The sequence below is a fragment of the Priestia sp. YIM B13490 genome (assembly GCF_042787735.1).
Classification (GTDB): domain Bacteria; phylum Bacillota; class Bacilli; order Bacillales; family Bacillaceae_H; genus Priestia; species Priestia megaterium.
Window position 1 is genome coordinate 629,018 of the sequence record NZ_JBHZOT010000001.1, and the last position, 17,529, is coordinate 646,546.

Here is a 17,529-nt window from a genome sequence, read left to right on the forward strand (position 1 = left end):
TGTTGCTCATTCGTATATTTCTTCATTATAAAAAGGCAGCCGAATCGCATATTTGGCTGTCTTTTTTAGCAAGTAGAATAACATAGCATTATGTTGGCTTTTGCACAACTTCTTTCTAACTGCTTAAATCTTGATAAATAGGGTATTAAAAAATAAATGCTACCGATCGTTCTAATTATATAAGAAAAGAGGAAAATAGCGATGACCGTATCTGTTTTAGAACAAGCAAAAGTAGAATTACCGAATGGAGAAACAGTAAATTACCGAATGAAAAAAGGCGGAAAAGAGGTGCTTTTGTTAATTCACGGAAACATGAACTCTTCCCTTAACTGGGATGTGTTAATGAATGAACTTCCAGAACATATCACAGCTTATGCGATCGATTTAAGAGGATTTGGAGACTCCACTTATCATACACCTATCCACACAATCAAAGACTTATCAGATGATGTCAAACTGTTTGCGGATGCTTTAAAGTTGTCTGCTTTTACAATAAGCGGGTGGTCATTAGGAGGAGCAGTTGCTATGCAATATGTGATTGATCATCCGAATGATGCCAAAAATTTAATTCTCTTAAGCTCCGTCAACATTAAAGGCTACCCCATTCCAAGAAGAACGTTCCTAGAACTGCCTATTCCTAACAACTTTATACAAACCAAAGAAGAAGTAAAAGAAGCATTTAGAATGGTAGAAAACGCAAAAGAAACAAAAAACACATGGTTTTTAAAAATGATGCTGCGTCAATTTTTATATACAAAAAATAAGCCGTCTGCTGATCAATTTGAAACATATTTAGAAGGAACGATCAAGCAGCGAAATTTAATTGATATCAATTACGCACTCATGAGATTTAATATTTCAAACGATTTTAATGGTGTTGTGGAAGGGACAGGAGAGGTGGAAAAAATTACGATTCCTACTATGGTTATTCAAGGCGATGAAGATAAGATGGTTTCCACAAGAGATGCATCTGACATCGCGAAAGGCATAGGGGAAAATGCGACGTTAAAAATTATGAAAGGCGTAGGTCACTGCCCGTTGCTGGATGATTTAAGCAGTTTAATGGACTTATACAACGCTAATTTAAGCAGGGCTTAGAAAAAGTGAGATTTTTGCTGCTAACAGAAGTTTTATTATTGCTAGATGCAGCATGTTCTAAATTAACAATGAGAAAAGCCCTCTATTTTTTGAGAAGGCAGACAACTAGTAAGAAAACAATCAAAAAAACGTAAGGTCTTTTGAAGATGCTTACGTTTTTTATTGATGACACTTATCAAATTTAATGCTGTTTTTCAAAATAAAGAAACAGATTGGTAATCCATTTTGATAGCAGTATTACACCCAGATAAAATACAAATAAATAACCGTAAGTAGCCCATTCATGCAGCTGAAAAAAGCCAATCCCTGTTAATAGCGGTTTGAAAATAAAAGCAAAAAACAAACAAAGAACAGTTGCATATACATAGTAATTTTTATGATGGTTAATTGTCCATTGATAAAGAAGCATAAAAGAGACAGGAATAAGCGAAGCATCTAGGCTAAAGCTTACGGGTATGATTGTGTTGATTTGGTAAGGATACGTCCACAGCCCGTTATAAACTCCAGCGGTGTCACTATAGTGAAACCAAACGTGCACGTTAAATCCATAAAACCCTAAGTGAAAGGCTTTTTTTCGATCAATTAAAAAATAGAGAATGACTAAAGGTAAAATGAAAGCCCCCAAGGTAACCCAAAACTGCCAAGAGCCTGGAGTGGAGTATTGCTGCCAGTATTCAGCCCACGTTTTGGCTAGATTTTCTTGTATGCTATGTATTTTTTTAAGGTATTCCTGTTGGTTTGGTGTCAATGTAATCCATCCTTTTTAAGTAAGCAAAATTTCGTTACTTTTAAAATGCCCTTTTCTTAAGTTTTGGATACCTTTCCCTGTTGAGTTGTTTGTATTTTTCTGCATGTAAAACGACGTACGTATTTGGGGTGATCTGCATACTTACGTCAGTTTTGCTGCTCGGAGAGGCCATTTATCAGCTCATCATCTAAAAATAAAAAGCAGTTACAGCGACTGCTTTTTTCCATTTTTATGAAACTTTCAGCGCAGTTTTTACGTATAAAAGGTATCAATAAAATAGTAGAAAAAGGAGAGGTTTTTTTGTCTGAAGAAAAGAAAAAGACAGATTATCTAGGACCGGGACTAGGTCTGGGCGTTGCGATGGGGGCTTCTCTTGGGATGCTAATGGATAACATTGGCTTCGGTATTGCGATCGGAACGTCCTTAGGTGTTGCTTTTGGAACGGCAATGAATCAAAAACATAAAAAGGAATAAAATTCTGAAAGAAGGAGTGCAGAATGAAGTATTTTGACGAAGCAAAAGAACTATGGTTAAACTATGTCTCGAGAAATGGGCAGTCGGATATCGTAGAAGGAGAAGTCATTCGAGCTATTGAAAAGCTTCGCTGTGAAGCTCAAGGCAACGGGAATGCCAATTGGGACGGCGGATTTGAGATGCTGGTGCTATATATACTAGACGTATTGAATGATCCGGACGTATTCAGCACAGCTATGTTAGCCGAAATAAAAGCCGATGTTCACACCTTGCTCACTTCGGCAGAAGATCCGTATTTAGAAGACGACGTATACGATCGTTTGACGGACTGCGTCATTGAGTGGCATATAGCCAAAGGCGGACCTATCAAACGAGAAAAAAATCCTCAATTGTATAGATAAACGTGAGAAAGGAGCTGTTTTAAACAAGCTCTTCTTTTTTGAGTTTCTGAAGCTTTATTTAACAAACATGTATCTAATTGCATTATGTGCTAAATAAATACATATAAAAAAGCAGCGGTTTACATCGCAGCAGTGTAGCATAAGCTTCTTGAAAAATCCATTCATAGATGGTTAAATGTTTGCTGACCTCCATAAAAAGTTCATAACTGACGCTGTTGCAAACACGTATAGTATTATATCTTTTACTAAATAAGAGATAAAGGAGAAGCGCCGATGTATATTCCAAAGTATTTTAAAGTGAATGAGGAACAAATAATGTATGAATTTATTGAAGACAATGGATTTGCCACTTTGTTTTCGTATCATAATGAAAAGCCTTATGCTACCCATTTGCCCCTGATGTTAAACCGGAAAGAAAAAGCTTTATACGGACATTTTGCTCGTCCGAATCTGCAGTGGAAAGATACTGAAAATCAAGAAATTTTAGTTGTGTTTCAAGGGCCTCACTGTTATATTTCACCGTCTTGGTATGAAACGAATCAAGCTGTACCAACATGGAATTATGAAGCTGTTCACGTGTACGGCACCATGAAAATGATTGAAGAACCAACAGAACTGCTTGGACTGCTGAGGAAGATGGTGGAGAAATATGAAAGCCCGAGCAGTACATATACACTAAATGACGTTGATCCTGCTTATATGAATGGTTTAAGCAAAGGAATCATTGGGTTTAAAATCGACATCAGCAAAATGGAAGGCAAACAAAAGCTAAGTCAAAATCATTCAGTCGAAAGACAGCAGTTAGTCATAGAAAAATTAGAGCAGACGTCTCGTGAAAATGAAACAAAAATTGCGGAGCTGATGAAGCAAAATGTGCAGCGCATGCTTAAAAAGTAACCGCTGTTGGAAAAGATCAGCAGTTTGTTAAAGGGAAGATAAAGAGAAACTAACTATGTGTTTAGTTTCTTTTTTATGTTCACAACATTTTCTTGTTATTGACAAACAGGCTGTATATCCTTTAAAATTATCTTTAATTAAAGATAATTAAATTAAAGATAATTTTAGTAGAAGTTAAAAATTTATATATTATGAAAAGAGGCGGAGCAGATGGAATTGTTAGGGTTGCATCATGTATCTATTTTGACGGGGAAAGCTGAGAAAAACTATCAGTTTTTCACCAAAGTTTTAGGTATGCGATTAGTAAAAAAAACGGTGAATCAAGATAACACTCAGTCTTACCACTTGTTTTATGCAGATGGAGAAGGGACGCCAGGAACGGAAGTAACGTTTTTTGATATTCCGGGGCTTGCAAGAACGCATCAAGGTGCATCTGACATTTCGACTGTTTCGCTTCGCGTTAAAAGTACGGATTCTTTACACTTTTGGAAAGAGCGCTTTGAGCAGTATGGAGTGGAATATGAAGAAATAGCTAAACGAGCTAATCGTGATACGTTAGCATTTAAAGATTATGAAGGTACACGTTTGCTTCTTGTTGCGGACAACGGTGAAAAAGGGGTAAGAGCAGGCGTGCCGTGGAAGCGCGAAGACATTCCATTAGAACATGCGATTATCGGCTTAGGACCGGTCACGCTAACCGTGGGTACGTCAGAACCAACTGTTGACGTACTGATAAATATTATGGGATTTCGCTACGCGGGTTCTTATCCATCTCTTGCAGCAGATCATAGAGATATTTTGGTTTATGCAACAGGTGAAGGCGGAAGCGGAGCCGAAGTTCATATTGAAACGAGACCCGATTTGCCGAAAGTTCGCTTAGGGCGCGGTGGCGTTCATCACGTTGCATTCCGTGTTCCAAATGAAGAAGAATACAATAAGTGGGCAGCTCGATTAAATGAAAACAGCCTGCCGAATTCCGGTAAAGTAGAACGATACTATTTCAAAGCACTTTATTTCAGAGAACCAAACGGCATTTTATTTGAATTATCAACGGACACACCTGGATTTGCGACCGATGAACCGCTTGAAACGATGGGCCAAAGATTAGCTCTGCCGCCATTTTTAGAGCCGAAGCGCAAAGAAATCGAAGAAAAGCTGAGACCCCTGGATTTGGATGAAACGCTATAGAATTCTGAAGGTGCCTACCGCCTATTAAGACATGAAAAAACTCCAGTATTTATACTGGAGTTTTTTAGGTTAACACTCATTGTGCCAGAAACCGCAACCACATGCACCAATAATAATGAGTAAAATAAACAGTACGATGATAATGGCAAAACCATTACATCCGTGGTGAGGAACGCCATATCCACATTCAGGAACCATATATCCATAGTCCGGCATTGAATACCCGCAGTGTGGAATCATGTGCTCATAAGCAGGAGCTGTATAGGCGTGGTGAGCCATAGCAGGTGAGAATGGCATATTTTCATTAGAACTAAAAGGTGCGTTTACGTTATTATGCATTTTGATATCTTCCCTTCATTTATAAAACTTTTATAAAGCTTTGATAACTTATTCATATGTTCCAAGGGCCTTATATGAAGCTTATTCACAGCCCAATTATGGTTGATTAACTATATTTTATGGTGAATGGAAATGAAACAGTGAGTTTTACGATGCTTGTGGCCTTATAAGTTATGGCAGAAGGGAAGGGATTTACCTGTTTTTGATTGTATACTGCTGTTTCTAGAACGGGTTATGAGGAACGTTTTGATTTTCTTAATTCTATATCGTATACGTACCCAAGCTTTCGATGGTTCATAACGTCTTCAGGGGTTGTGTTCCAAGGGTACATCGGATCTCTAAAGTTTTGACCAAATGGCCCGTTTTTCATCGGCTGATAGTTTTGATTACGATGAACAATTTGCCATACAGCCCAAATACGATCCACATTTGCGTGGTGTAAAAAGAAGACAGGATCATTCGGAGCAGTAGGCACAACGCCCATCTGTCCGCCAACCCAACGGTGTACGCGATTGTGAAGCTGCGGCCCGTTAATAAATCCTTCAAGCTGATTACGAAAGCTGTTTTGGCTGGTCATATCCCAAGGCGGCGTATCATACTGAGTTATTTTTAAAGCATTGAGAACATCATCTCGAGTAGGGAGTGTAGGTGCCTCTTTCGTTGCTCCAAAATTACGTTTTAGCCCTCCAGAAGGATTTCCTTGTTCATCGATTGTCGTCCAGCGCCCAGCTGCAAACGGACCGGTGTCGACGATAAAATCTTTTTTAGGATTTCCGTTTCCTCCCATAAAATCTGCACTCCAAATTTGTGATTGTGAGGGATCCTGCATCTGTGCGTCCGTTTCCCATTCCCAATAAGGAAGGGTTACTTCTGGATTGATTGACTGAAGGTCACGTTCGAATCGTAAAAGGTATTCACGATGCCATGGCAAAAAAGCAGAACTCATATGTGCTGCATTTCGATCGCTGCCCGGAGGCGTATGAAATTTACCTGCTGCGCCATGCCAGGCTATATAGCGGTCGTATATTCCTTTTTCCTTTAGTATTAGCACGGTACGAACAAAATCTCTTTTTTCCGTGTCGGTAAGATGCAATACGTTTTTTCTAACTTTATACTTGTTACTCATTTTTTAACCTCTTTCTAAAAAAGAAGCAAGGGGCTGTTTCTTTTTTATATTCAGAATATGTCCAAGAGGTAAAAGTGCTACTGTAAATTTACAGAGACTTTTTTAAAGGTGTAAATTATAAATAGAGGTAAAATAAAAAAAGCAGGCATGCGCCTGCTTTTATTAACTGCATTATTATTAATGACCAATTGGATACATGGTCGTTACGCTGTAGTCGTAGTCTTTGCCTCTGTAGTCAGTATACACAACTCTAACTTCTTGGTTTAAAGAATTAATATACTTTTCTTTAACGTAGTTGCCAGATTTATTGTTGGTGCCGTCTTCGCCTTCGTTGATGACTTCTTCAGCAACAGACATCGCTTGTTTTTCATTTAAATACTTGCTGAATTGGCTTTTACCTTGATAATTGTTAACGCCTGGTTTTTGCATATGCGCGACAATATGGCAATATCCATATTTATCATTTCCTTCTTGTAAGACAAGTTCTTTGCCGGTAAATAATCTGTCGCTTTGAGTCTCTGCAGAGCATTGGTTGCTTGATGTAGTGTCCGATGTGCTACTCGATGTACTGCTTGAATTTTCATGCTGCTGAATGAGGGAAATGGGCGAATTGTTGGTAAATACAGCGATGAGGGCAATAACAAGTGCCACAATAGTGTATAGTATTTTGCTGTTTTTAAAAAAATCCATTCCTTTATGCGTCTCCTTTTTGAATCAACGTTAAAATCAAATCGACTTTCTTTTCTAGCTGATCAATTAAGTTTTGTTTTACTTGTTCTGATTGTAATAAAGCGCTTCTTAGTTCGTCCATATCTTTTTGCATATACGCACGGTTTTCTTTTTCTTGCTGCAGTTCTTTTTGAAGAGCGTGTATCGTGGACAGCAATTCTTTATCTTGGTTCATTTATGCGTTCACCGCCTCTGTGTTGATAAAAAGCAACTTATGCCCACTATATAAAATACCACTATCTCCGCTGTAAATCGACTATTTGGATAGGAAATGAGTCCTCCCGGGTAGGGTTTTAGCAGGATATTGCTAGTTGAGAGGAGAATAGTATGGTTTACCGTAGATAGATAAGCTGCGCAGAAAAGAGGGAAGAAAATGTTTCCGGAATTAGAGACAAAACGTCTGATATTAAGAAAAATTGTAGAAGATGATGCCAGTGAGATTTTAGAATGCTTTTCTGATGAAGAGGTGCTGCGCTATTATGGGCAAAAACCTTTAGAATCGATCAACCAAGTGAAGGAGATCATTAAGAATTTTTCCAAAGGCTACGAAGAAAAACAATTAATTAAATGGGGGATTCAGCTAAAAGGAAAAGAGAAGCTGATTGGAACAATAGGGTTTCAAGAGTGGTCTCCTGGGCATAAGAAAGCAAACGTAAGCTATGCTCTTTTTCCGGAGTATTGGAACAAAGGATACGCAACAGAAGCTGTTCATGAAGCGATTTCTTATGGCTTCAACGAACTTCAATACAATCGTATAGGAGCGATTGTATTTACGCAAAATAGTGGATCTGTCGCCTTGTTGAGCAAATTAGGATTTAAAAAGGAAGGGACGCTAAGAGAATACCTGTTCCAAAACGGAATCCCGTTTGATACATATGTTTATTCGCTGCTGCGCGAGGAAGCAAAGATATAATTGCAAGCATAAAAAAAGGAACACGGGGAGATGTTCCTTTTTTTGTGCTTATATTTGTTATTAGAACGTACGTGCAGCTTCTTTAGCGCGAGCAATGCCGTCTTCTTTAATTTCTTGTGCTTTATCTGGCATTGCAGCCTGTCCTTCTACAAATAGGCTTCCGATAGAAGGAACGCCGAAGAAATTCATCATAATGCGCATATAACGGTGACCCATTTCTAATTCACCAGCAGGGCCGCGAGAGTAGATACCGCCGTTTGCTTGAATATGATACGCTTTTTTATCTGTTAATAGACCTACAGAACCTTCTGCTGTATATTTAAATGATTTTCCAGCTACTGCTACAGCATCTAAGTATGCTTTCATCACTGGTGGGAATGAGAAGTTCCACATTGGTGTAACAAATACATATTTGTCCGCTTGAGCAAATTGGTCACTTAACTCGTTTAAACGAGCAACTTTGCGCTGTTCTTCAGGAGTAAGCGCGTCAAATTCTGCGCCGCTTCCAAGTTTGCCCCATCCGCTGAATACATCGCCGTCGATGTGAGGGATATGTTCTTGGTATAAATTAACGTGAACAATCTCATCCGTTGGGTTTACTTCTTTATACTCATTAATAAATGCATCTCCCGCAGCCATACTGAATGATTGCGTAGCATCGTTAGGGTTTGCTGTAATATATAATACTTTTGCCATAATTCTGTTCACCTTTCTGTCTTCAATATATAAATGTTGTTTCATGAATTAAAGATAATATGTTCGAAAACATCTACTACGTTATTAATAGTAACTTACGTAACAAATTTAGTCAAAGGTTTTTTATTGGATTTTATCATATTCACAAACGGTTTTAAGAGTATTACGCTTTTGGATTTTGTGGCTAAACCCTTTAAAAATAAAGGTTTATTTCTGTTTTAAAACATGATTTTAAACGTTATTCATTTAGAAGAACTATCTTTTTTGAAGGTAGATAATTAAAAAATAAAAAAGAAAAATCGTATATTTTTGTTTCGTGCGTTATTAATAGTAACAAAAAATAACAGCGTTTCATCTTTCCTTTAAATCTATTTTCAGCGTGAAGTGAGCAGAAAGGTGATCATTATTTCAAGGGAAATATAAGGGAGGGAAGAGAAAAGAAAAAGACCTCGATCTGCTTCGAGGTCTTTTTCTTTTCTATTGAATTTAAAACGTTTTGGCCATTGAATGGGCTTTTTGGAGTGCGTTTTCTTTAATTTGCGGAATTTGATCCGGGAATTTTACTTGCCCTTCGATAATAATGCTTTCAAACGCTTCGATTCCAAAGAAGTCCATCATGATTTCTAAATAGCGGTGGCCCATTTCTCTCGCCATTTCAGGGCCTTCTGAATACACGTCTCCGCGGGATTGAATGTGAAGCGCTTTTTTTCCTTTAAGCAATCCCTGAGCGCCTTCTTTTGTATATGTAAAGGTTTTACCTGACACGGTAATCGCATCAATGTACGTTTTCATAATCGCAGGAACAGAGAAATTCCACATTGGCGTGACAAAAATATATTTGTCAGCGAGTACGAACTGTCCTCCTAGTTCGGCTAATCGTCCCACTTTTAATCGTTCATCCGTTGATAAATCCTGGATGGAAGAGTGAGAACGAAGCTTTTTCCAGCCGTTAAATACGTCTGCATCTAAGTATGGAATATCTGCTTGATATAAATCTAAATGAACCACATCATCTTCTGGATGTGTTTGCTTATATACGTCGATAAATTCTTTCCCCACAGCCATGCTAAGTGATTCGTCTTCAGCTAAAGGGTGTGCAGTAATATAGAGAACATTTGCCATGATGCTCATCCTTTCTATGGAGTAGTTTTATTAATCTTGGACCCAGCTTTCTGCCCACTGGCTAATCGGCCCTAATATTTTACCTAACTCCGTTCCTTTTTGAGTCAGCGAATATTCAGAACGAATAGGGCGGTCTGGAATGACATTTCGGACAACAATTCCGTGGTCTTCAAGCTCTTTAATTCGTTCTGTCAAAAGCCTTCTGCTTAAGGCTGGTATACTTTCATTTAATTCACTAAAGCGTTTAGGACCGCTCATAAGTACATAAATGATTAATCCTGTCCACTTCTTGCCAATCAGTTCGAAACTTTTTTCTACTTTAGGTTGAATATCTTTTGGTTCGTCCATATTACGTATCCTCCTTCAAACAATATGGATGAAAAATAACTTATGCATTTATTGTAACAGAAAAAGCATAAAAACATGTGGAAACTTTGGGTGAAGCAGGGTGAAATGAACAATTTCACTAGTATTTGTACCTTGCTTTTCACTTCTTGAAAACTTTTCACACATAGGCTTGTCACAGCATACGATGTACGAATTCATTTTAAGAAAAGGTGGTATGGTCATGGCAGGAGTTATTAACATCTGTAACACGAGAATTAATGGTATGGCGAGAAACGGATCGATGAATTTTGGAGAAGTTCTTCACAACGGACACACAGCGGATGTTAAATCTGTTGGAATCAACTCAACATATGGAGACATTTCAGCTGCTTGTGCGCGAATGAAAAATACAAATATGGATGCAGATATATTTGATCAAACGGCTGTTGCGAATATTGATGGAGTATATGGAAATCAGCTATAAAAGGGAGCTGCTTATGACGTATGAAGTTGTAAGCAGCTTTTTTATACTGAGAAGTAGAACACTTATTTATGATAAGAGAATGTGTTTCTACTTCAATAGAACGATCTACCAAAGTTCCCGAATCTATTATATACGCCTTTTCTAAAAAAAATTATATATTGTACAAGCACCCGATCATTTATTGAATAGTATATAGAGGAAAAACAAAGAAAGGATGATTAAAATAGAATTATATGATTCCTATTACAACCGTTCCGATGGAAAATACTATATTAAAAAGAAAGAAAAGAATCTTAAACCCTTAAAAGAGCCTAAAAACAAAAGGAGTAAAATAGACAATTCATTATATAAAATGAGCATAAAAAATAATCACAAACATCCTATTAAAGTTAGTATCATTATGCCTACGTATAATAAGTATCATCAAACCTCTCTTTCGCTTTATAGTTTATCAAAACAAACGTTTCCTCAAGCTGAGTATGAAGTCATTTTAGTGGATGACGCTTCTTCTGATAATACGCCCGACATTTTAAAAGAAGCGGATCTCCCGTTCAAATTTAAGTATATCCGTATGAAACAAAATAAAGGGCGTTCCTCAGTACGTAATATAGGAATTAATCATGCTGAAGGAGATCTTTTAATCTTTTTAGACGGAGAAATGCTGGCTCCTCCTCCTTTTATTGAAAATCACTATAAACATCATGTGCATGAATCCAATCTTGTGGTTACCGGAGCTATGCATTATGAAGGAGTCTACACGTTTATTATGCCAGACTATAATGAAGATCAAATGGCGCACTTAAAAGAACTGGTCGGCAGGGATCCTGAGTATAGAAGATTGTATGAAAACTATGAACAGACGAAGCAGCATTCAAATGTTCCTTGTCCTCTTGTAACAAAAGAAGATATTGATACAAACCGTTTTCAACGTTTATCATTTCCCAATCGTTATTTTCTTAACAGCGGGCTAAAACATTTCGGAGAGCGACTTGAAGGATTTACGCTACCGTATATCGCATTTTTAAGTGGAAATGTATCCGTAAGAAAAGCGCAATTAAAGAAATCCGGCTATTTTGATGAGACTTTTGTCGGCTACGGGGCAGAAGACTGGGAGCTTGGATATCGTTTATATAAGAATGGTGCACAATTTGTTTTAGATTCCTCTACGGTTGCTTATCACCAAGAACACGGTATGTCTAAGCGAAAAGTAAAAGAACAATGGGGAAATCACTATCGTTTCGTTAAAAAACATCCTAATATAGACGTTCTTATCCTCTCTCTTGAATGGAAAGAGCTTCCGTTTATGCATATGCATAAAACATTAGTTGAATATAAAGCGCTGGAGAAGCGTTTTCCTGATGAATATAAGGAATTTAAACATGCTTTTCGCGTCATGCTGTTTAGAATCATTGAATATTTAAATAGTGGACAGCCCGTGACGAAACTTTACGATCTCCCAGGAGGATCAGAGGAAAGAATAAAAATTATTCAGCAGTTCGAAACACTGCGCCCTCGTGGATTTGACTACTTGGCGAGTTCTTTTGAACAAATCTATTACCTATAGCGCTATTACATGCAGAAAAAGATATAACATCATCTCTTAAAAATTGTCTCGTCGTAAAAGCCCCTCAGCTTACACCCACAAATTGAGGGGTTTATTTCTTCTATTTTATATAAGGGGAGAAAACATGAATCAAAATTCACCAAAGTACGTTGCATTAACGTTTGATGATGGCCCCTCAGCTTACACGGCTTCTATTTTAAAAATTCTAAAGAGATATAATGTACGTGCGACCTTTTTTGTCGTTGGTTCGGAAGTAGAAAGATTTCCAAAGCTGATCCGACGTATTCATAGAGAAAAGCACGTAATTGGAAATCATACGTGGAGTCATCCTGATATTACAACTCTTTCTAAGCATGAATTGTGGAAAGAAATCATTTCTACAAATGCTCAAATAGAGAAAATCATCGGTTATTCTCCCAAGCTGTTTCGTCCACCTTACAGTTCGATAAATGATACAGCTCTTGCTGCTATTAAAGAATTGGGAATGACGTCTGTTCTATGGAATGTAGATAGCCAGGATTGGCGTGAAGAAGATCCATTGGCCATATGCAAACATACGATTAAAAATCTACAAAAAAAGAATCTTATTGTCATGCACGATGGGGATCGATACGGCAGCGGAGCGCGGGATCAAATTGTTGCTTCATTGCCAAAACTTATTAAGTATTTAATAAAAAACGACTATCAATTTGTAACGGTTCCTGAATTTCACCGAGTCGCATACAAAATTGAAGGATGGTCTTAAGCCAAAAAAGGAATAGCCAAGAGGTATTCCTTTTTTTCTATTATGAAACAAGATAAAATCGAGAAGGTTACATGTGCTAATTGATAGAAAGACTAGGTAGAGAACAGCATCTCACCTTATAGAGGGATTGATTGTTAGGAGATGTCTTACTTATACGTTCTATAAATAAAATTGGTAAAAAATGAATCTTTTTAGAGCGTGATTCGTACTAGTAAGTAGATACATAATTTTGATGAAGAAAAGAGGTAGTATATTGAAGAACAAAGGCTTGATCGCTACGCTCATTGGGATAGCGATTGTTGTGATTTTAGGGTTAGGAATTGTTGTGATTTACGGAGTGAGCTCTTACAATAGTCTCGTTAGCGCACAGGAAGATGTAGATAATAAATTTTCCCAAATAGATAATCAACTAAAAAGAAGATCTGATTTAATTCCGAACTTAGTGGAAACGGTTAAAGGCTATGCTAAGCATGAGCAGGAAGCAATTGATTCGGTCACTCAGGCAAGAGCGCAGCTAGCGGGAGCTAAAACTCCTGAAGACAAAGCTGATGCTAATCAACAGTTAAGCGGCGCATTAAACCGCCTGCTCGTAGTGGTTGAAAAATACCCGGATTTAAAAGCAAATGAAAACTTCAGAAGCTTAATGGACAGTTTAGAAGGAACGGAAAATCGACTCGCTGTAGCGCGTAAAGACTATAACGATGAAGTTGCAAAATACAATAAATCAGTTAAGAGATTTCCTAAAAGCATGTTAGCGGGTACGTTCGGCTTTGAAAAAAAGCCATATTTTGAAGTAACAAATGAAGAAAAAGAAGCGCCGAAAGTTGATTTTGGGAGCGATAAGTGATGAAATTTCTTGCTTCGTTTGCTTTATTATTGTCTCTTTTATGTAATACGGTAAGCGTTGCTTTTGCTGCACCTGATATTCCAAATCCGGTAGGCGATATTTACGCTCAAGATTTTGCTCATCTATTAAACGATCAGGAAAAAGCTGAAATAAATCAAATGGGCAGAAAATTGGATGATGAAACGAAAGCTCAAGTAGCGATTCTTACCGTGAATTCATTAGGTGATGCGGATGTAGAAGAGTACGCGAATGAAGCGTTTCGAAAGTACAAACTCGGTGATAAAAAGCTGAACAATGGCGTTCTTATTTTACTCGCTAAAAAAGAACGAAAAATTCGAATCGAAGTAGGATACGGGTTAGAAGGAGCTATCACCGATATCAAATCGGGAGAAATTTTAGATTCTTATGCTATTCCTAACTTAAAAAATGGCAAATACGATACGGCGCTAGAAAGCACATACAAAGCTGTTTATAACCAAGTCGTGAAAGAGTATGATTTAGGAACAGACTTTGAACAAAAAGTGCCAAAAGCATCTCCGCCTTCCGATAGCGGTGTTCATTTCTCAACCCTTCAAACGCTGCTGATTGCAGCTGTTATTGTGGGCTTTCTTATTCTCGACTTCGTCTTTTTTAAAGGAGCCATTACACAATTTCTGCTAAACTTCCTTGTGATGTTTGGAGGAAGAGGCGGTGGCGGTGGCAACGGCGGCAGCGGTCCTCGCGGAGGGGGAGGCGGCAGCTCTGGAGGCGGTGGAGCGAGCCGAGGCTGGTAAAACGATAAGAGTAAAAAGAGGCTGGGATAAAAGTAGGTTAGTTGAAGGAAGATCCGAACGAGATGGATTCTTAGTTGAGAATCCATCTCGTTCGGATTTTTTATTTGTATGGTGAACATAGCTTTTATATATTCATTCAACTCATGTATCCTATTTGTGCATCTTTAGATTAAATTAATGAGGTATGTGTCAATTTCATTTTTGCTTTGTGTACCTATATTTTAAAAAATAGATTTTTTTCCATTGTATAAGCATAACCAAAAAAAATTAGGGAACTAAGAAAAAAGTTAGAGATTTACAAATAAAAAGGAGAGTTTTGTATGAATACATTTAGATGGATAGCGGCAAGGAAACAGCTCTCTCCTCGTGCTTTTAAAGATGAGCTAAATAGCCAAATATGGTTTAGTCCCTTAATTTATGCTCTTTTTTCTGTCCTTTTAGCTGCATTGACGCTGTTTCTGGACTATTATTGCAAAGTAGGAGAGAAGGTTCCTTCATTTTTTTCAATCAACATGGATTTAACCAATACGTTAGTGAGTACGATTATGCCCGGAATTCTATCAATTACGACGTTTACCTTTAATTTAATGCTTGTTGTGTTTACATCATTTGCAGCTCAGTTTTCTCCTCGCGTGTTAAAAAACTTTGCTTCTTCGAAATCGACTCAGCGAATTCTCGGGATTTTTATGGGGAGTTTCTTATATACACTTTTTGTCTTTCTCTTTTTAAACAGTTCACAAGTAGATGGCTACTTTGCTATCCCATTTGCGACCACGGCGCTATCAGTTTTTAGTGCAGGCACGTTTGTCTACTTTATTAATCATTCCGTTAAATGGCTGCAAGTTAATCATATGACTCAATCGATGAAAACGGAATCTATAAAAGCTATTGAAACGACGATACGTGAAGAGCTAGAGGTTCATCGAACGCAATCTGCTCATAACGAACCATTTTCCTTTCCTGAAGGAGATAAAAATCCAGTATATATTCAAACATCCGGCTATATTCAGACCGTTAATTACAGCCGATTAATTCACTATGCCAAAGAGCATAACTTAGTGATCAAAATGGAGAGGGAAGTAGGGGACTACGTACTCGACGGAACGATATTGTTTTATTATTGGAACCGAGATTTTACAGAGCAGGATGAAATTGATCAAACTATTTTTCATCGATATGTTCATATAGGAAAATCTCAAACCGATATTCAAGACACAACTCATATTATTACCAAGTTTGTCGAGATGGCGATTAAATCATTAGGAAGTGATGACTTCAAAACGGCCATTAACTCCATTCACCAAATTAGCGATATTCTTCGGAAAATTTGTGATGTTAGTCAGTTTTCCTCGTATTTAGTTGATGACAGCGGCGTTGTACGAATGGTCATTCCTGATAAAAAATTTGAAGACTTTTTGTATGATGGATTTGCTAATATCCGGCACTATGCTAGACGTAATATTATCATTACAATGGAGCTGCTTAAAACGCTTGGAAATCTCGCCGAGGCCATTGGGCCAGCTTATTACGACGACATTTGGGAGTTTGCCGTCTACACGTCTCAAGGCTTTGAAGAAGAATATTTATTTGTTCAAGATAAAAAATATTTTTTGCATATTCTTTATGATTTAGCTATTTCTACAGAAAAGGAAGAGCAATATGAACAGATAACTAAACAAATGAAGAAGTAAAAAAGCCGAAGTCAACGCGTGACTTCGGCTTTTCTTTTTAATTATTTATTTGAACGTTTTAAGATGCTTTTAGCGTGTGAAAATGTATCAAAGCTTGCTTTTCCATGATATGCACCCATTCCGCTGTCACCAACGCCGCCAAATGGAAGGTAGTGAGACGTCATATGATTAATCGTATCATTGATAGAACCGCCGCCGAATGACACGCTGTTTAAGATGTGATCTTGGACTGCTTCATCTTCAGAGAAAAGATAAAGTGCTAATGGTTTTGGACGTTTTACGATTGCTTCAATTACTTCTGAGATTTCATCGTATACGATGACTGGAAGAATTGGCCCAAAGATTTCATCTTGCATCACATTGTCTTCCCATGAGATGTTGTCAAGAACAGTTGGCTCAATAAACAGACGAGAACGATCCGTTTTGCCTCCAAAAACAATATCTCCGTTTGTTAAGAAGCTGCTAAGGCGATCAAAATGCTTTTCGCTCACTACGTGAGGGAAGTCTAGGTTTTGTGAAACATCTTCGCCGTACGTGTTTGTTACGACTTGTTTTAGGTTAGCTAGCAGCTCGTCTTTTACATTTCGCTGAACAAGAATGTAGTCTGGCGCTACGCAAGTTTGGCCAGCATTTGCAAATTTACCGCGCGCAATGCGTTTTGCTGCTTCTTCAATATTTGCATCTTCGTGTACAATTGTAGGACTTTTTCCGCCTAGCTCTAGCGTAACAGGTGTTAAATGTTTAGCAGCAGCTTCTGCCACAATTTTTCCGACCATTGTACTTCCTGTAAAGAAGATGTAATCAAAGTTTTCTTTTAGTAAAGCTGTGCTTGTTTCCACTTCACCTTCGACTACCGTCAAGTATTCTTCAGGGAAGTTTTCATTAAACATCTTAGCAAGAAGGCTTGACGTATGAGGTGTTAATTCAGAAGGCTTTAACACCACGCAGTTACCTGCAGCAATCGCGCCTACTACTGGTGATACAGCAAGTTGGAACGGATAGTTCCAAGGTGCAATCACTAGAGCTAAACCGTATGGATCTTGATAAATGTAGCTTTTTGCTCCAGCATGAGTAGATGGTGTTTCTACTTCTTTTGGCGCTGCCCATTCTGCAAGATTTTCAACTGCAAAGTCGATTTCGCTTAGCACAAGACCAACTTCTGCACGTTTTGCTTCAAATTCTGGTTTGTTAAGGTCAGCTTTTACTGCTTTTAAAATGTCGTCTTCATGACGTACAACAAGTTCTCTTAATTTCTTTAGCGTTTCGATACGGAACGCAACGTCTTTTGTTTTACCGCTATTAAAGAATGAAAGCTGTTTTTCTGTAAGTTCTTGATAGTTATTCATCAGAAAATCTCCTTTTACTTC

21 protein-coding genes are annotated in these 17,529 nt (G+C 37.8%); 12 read left to right on the forward strand and 9 right to left on the reverse strand.

Annotated elements, in window-relative coordinates:
* Positions 1–201: 201 nt before the first annotated feature.
* On the forward strand, positions 202–1,098 hold the full coding sequence (gene phaZ, locus ACFX4R_RS03490) for an intracellular short-chain-length polyhydroxyalkanoate depolymerase (RefSeq protein ID WP_043981288.1): 897 nt from the start codon (positions 202–204) through the stop codon (positions 1,096–1,098).
* 181 nt (positions 1,099–1,279) lie between these two features.
* On the opposite strand, the gene ACFX4R_RS03495 is transcribed toward phaZ, so the two are convergent.
* The gene (locus tag ACFX4R_RS03495) at positions 1,280–1,846 is read right to left on the reverse strand and encodes a CBO0543 family protein (protein ID WP_013084105.1); all 567 of its coding nucleotides are present in this window, start codon (positions 1,844–1,846) and stop codon (positions 1,280–1,282) included.
* A 300-nt stretch (positions 1,847–2,146) separates the two neighbouring features.
* On the opposite strand from ACFX4R_RS03495, the gene ACFX4R_RS03500 reads away from it, so the two are divergent.
* The 4 genes from ACFX4R_RS03500 to ACFX4R_RS03515 all read left to right on the forward strand — a co-directional run bounded on the left by ACFX4R_RS03500 (position 2,147) and on the right by ACFX4R_RS03515 (position 4,806).
* Positions 2,147–2,320, forward strand: coding sequence for a glycine zipper domain-containing protein (locus ACFX4R_RS03500; protein ID WP_198530646.1), 174 nt, complete (start codon positions 2,147–2,149; stop codon positions 2,318–2,320).
* Between the two features lie 23 nt (positions 2,321–2,343).
* On the forward strand, positions 2,344–2,721 hold the full coding sequence (locus ACFX4R_RS03505; RefSeq protein ID WP_098332737.1) for a hypothetical protein: 378 nt from the start codon (positions 2,344–2,346) through the stop codon (positions 2,719–2,721).
* A gap of 273 nt (positions 2,722–2,994) precedes the next feature.
* A complete protein-coding gene (locus ACFX4R_RS03510) occupies positions 2,995–3,618 on the forward strand; it encodes an FMN-binding negative transcriptional regulator (protein WP_043981290.1) in 624 nt (207 codons plus the stop codon).
* A gap of 210 nt (positions 3,619–3,828) precedes the next feature.
* Entirely contained in the window at positions 3,829–4,806 is a 978-nt protein-coding gene (locus ACFX4R_RS03515) for a ring-cleaving dioxygenase (protein WP_162214641.1), read from the forward strand.
* 69 nt (positions 4,807–4,875) lie between these two features.
* Here the strand turns inward: ACFX4R_RS03515 and ACFX4R_RS03520 are convergent, their stop codons facing one another.
* From ACFX4R_RS03520 to ACFX4R_RS03535, 4 genes are all read right to left on the reverse strand, one after another.
* Positions 4,876–5,145, reverse strand: coding sequence for a YjcZ family sporulation protein (locus ACFX4R_RS03520; protein WP_043981292.1), 270 nt, complete (start codon positions 5,143–5,145; stop codon positions 4,876–4,878).
* Positions 5,146–5,377: 232 nt separating this feature from the next.
* On the reverse strand, positions 5,378–6,271 hold the full coding sequence (locus ACFX4R_RS03525) for a tyrosinase family protein (protein ID WP_165574891.1): 894 nt from the start codon (positions 6,269–6,271) through the stop codon (positions 5,378–5,380).
* Between the two features lie 177 nt (positions 6,272–6,448).
* Positions 6,449–6,961, reverse strand: a complete 513-nt coding sequence (locus ACFX4R_RS03530) for a hypothetical protein (protein WP_162214639.1) — start codon at positions 6,959–6,961, stop codon at positions 6,449–6,451.
* A 4-nt stretch (positions 6,962–6,965) separates the two neighbouring features.
* Positions 6,966–7,175: a hypothetical protein gene (locus ACFX4R_RS03535; protein WP_014459119.1), complete on the reverse strand. Its 210-nt coding sequence runs from the start codon at positions 7,173–7,175 to the stop codon at positions 6,966–6,968.
* A gap of 198 nt (positions 7,176–7,373) precedes the next feature.
* Here ACFX4R_RS03535 and ACFX4R_RS03540 point away from each other — a divergent pair, with 198 nt between their 5' ends.
* Positions 7,374–7,913, forward strand: coding sequence for a GNAT family N-acetyltransferase (locus tag ACFX4R_RS03540; RefSeq protein ID WP_043981295.1), 540 nt, complete (start codon positions 7,374–7,376; stop codon positions 7,911–7,913).
* A gap of 60 nt (positions 7,914–7,973) precedes the next feature.
* Here ACFX4R_RS03540 and ACFX4R_RS03545 read toward each other — a convergent pair whose 3' ends face one another.
* From ACFX4R_RS03545 to ACFX4R_RS03555, 3 genes are all read right to left on the reverse strand, one after another.
* On the reverse strand, positions 7,974–8,609 hold the full coding sequence (locus ACFX4R_RS03545) for an FMN-dependent NADH-azoreductase (protein ID WP_013058078.1): 636 nt from the start codon (positions 8,607–8,609) through the stop codon (positions 7,974–7,976).
* A gap of 486 nt (positions 8,610–9,095) precedes the next feature.
* The gene (locus ACFX4R_RS03550; RefSeq protein WP_043981296.1) at positions 9,096–9,731 is read right to left on the reverse strand and encodes an FMN-dependent NADH-azoreductase; all 636 of its coding nucleotides are present in this window, start codon (positions 9,729–9,731) and stop codon (positions 9,096–9,098) included.
* A gap of 30 nt (positions 9,732–9,761) precedes the next feature.
* Positions 9,762–10,079, reverse strand: coding sequence for a winged helix-turn-helix transcriptional regulator (locus ACFX4R_RS03555; protein WP_013058076.1), 318 nt, complete (start codon positions 10,077–10,079; stop codon positions 9,762–9,764).
* A 220-nt stretch (positions 10,080–10,299) separates the two neighbouring features.
* On the opposite strand from ACFX4R_RS03555, the gene ACFX4R_RS03560 reads away from it, so the two are divergent.
* From ACFX4R_RS03560 to ACFX4R_RS03585, 6 genes are all read left to right on the forward strand, one after another.
* On the forward strand, positions 10,300–10,542 hold the full coding sequence (locus tag ACFX4R_RS03560; RefSeq protein WP_013084095.1) for a spore germination protein: 243 nt from the start codon (positions 10,300–10,302) through the stop codon (positions 10,540–10,542).
* Between the two features lie 214 nt (positions 10,543–10,756).
* Positions 10,757–12,106: a glycosyltransferase family 2 protein gene (locus tag ACFX4R_RS03565; RefSeq protein ID WP_043981297.1), complete on the forward strand. Its 1,350-nt coding sequence runs from the start codon at positions 10,757–10,759 to the stop codon at positions 12,104–12,106.
* 124 nt (positions 12,107–12,230) lie between these two features.
* Positions 12,231–12,851 (forward strand): polysaccharide deacetylase family protein, encoded by a 621-nt coding sequence (locus ACFX4R_RS03570; protein ID WP_043981298.1) that lies wholly within the window; start codon positions 12,231–12,233, stop codon positions 12,849–12,851.
* A 253-nt stretch (positions 12,852–13,104) separates the two neighbouring features.
* Entirely contained in the window at positions 13,105–13,698 is a 594-nt protein-coding gene (locus ACFX4R_RS03575) for a LemA family protein (RefSeq protein WP_025750938.1), read from the forward strand.
* Positions 13,698–14,471, forward strand: coding sequence for a TPM domain-containing protein (locus ACFX4R_RS03580; protein WP_043981299.1), 774 nt, complete (start codon positions 13,698–13,700; stop codon positions 14,469–14,471). Before ACFX4R_RS03575 ends, ACFX4R_RS03580 begins: the two co-directional genes overlap by 1 nt.
* A 320-nt stretch (positions 14,472–14,791) precedes the next feature.
* Positions 14,792–16,162, forward strand: coding sequence for a DUF2254 domain-containing protein (locus tag ACFX4R_RS03585; RefSeq protein ID WP_043981300.1), 1,371 nt, complete (start codon positions 14,792–14,794; stop codon positions 16,160–16,162).
* A 41-nt stretch (positions 16,163–16,203) separates the two neighbouring features.
* Here the strand turns inward: ACFX4R_RS03585 and ACFX4R_RS03590 are convergent, their stop codons facing one another.
* Positions 16,204–17,508: an aldehyde dehydrogenase gene (locus ACFX4R_RS03590; protein WP_043981301.1), complete on the reverse strand. Its 1,305-nt coding sequence runs from the start codon at positions 17,506–17,508 to the stop codon at positions 16,204–16,206.
* Between the last annotated feature and the right edge of the window lie 21 nt (positions 17,509–17,529).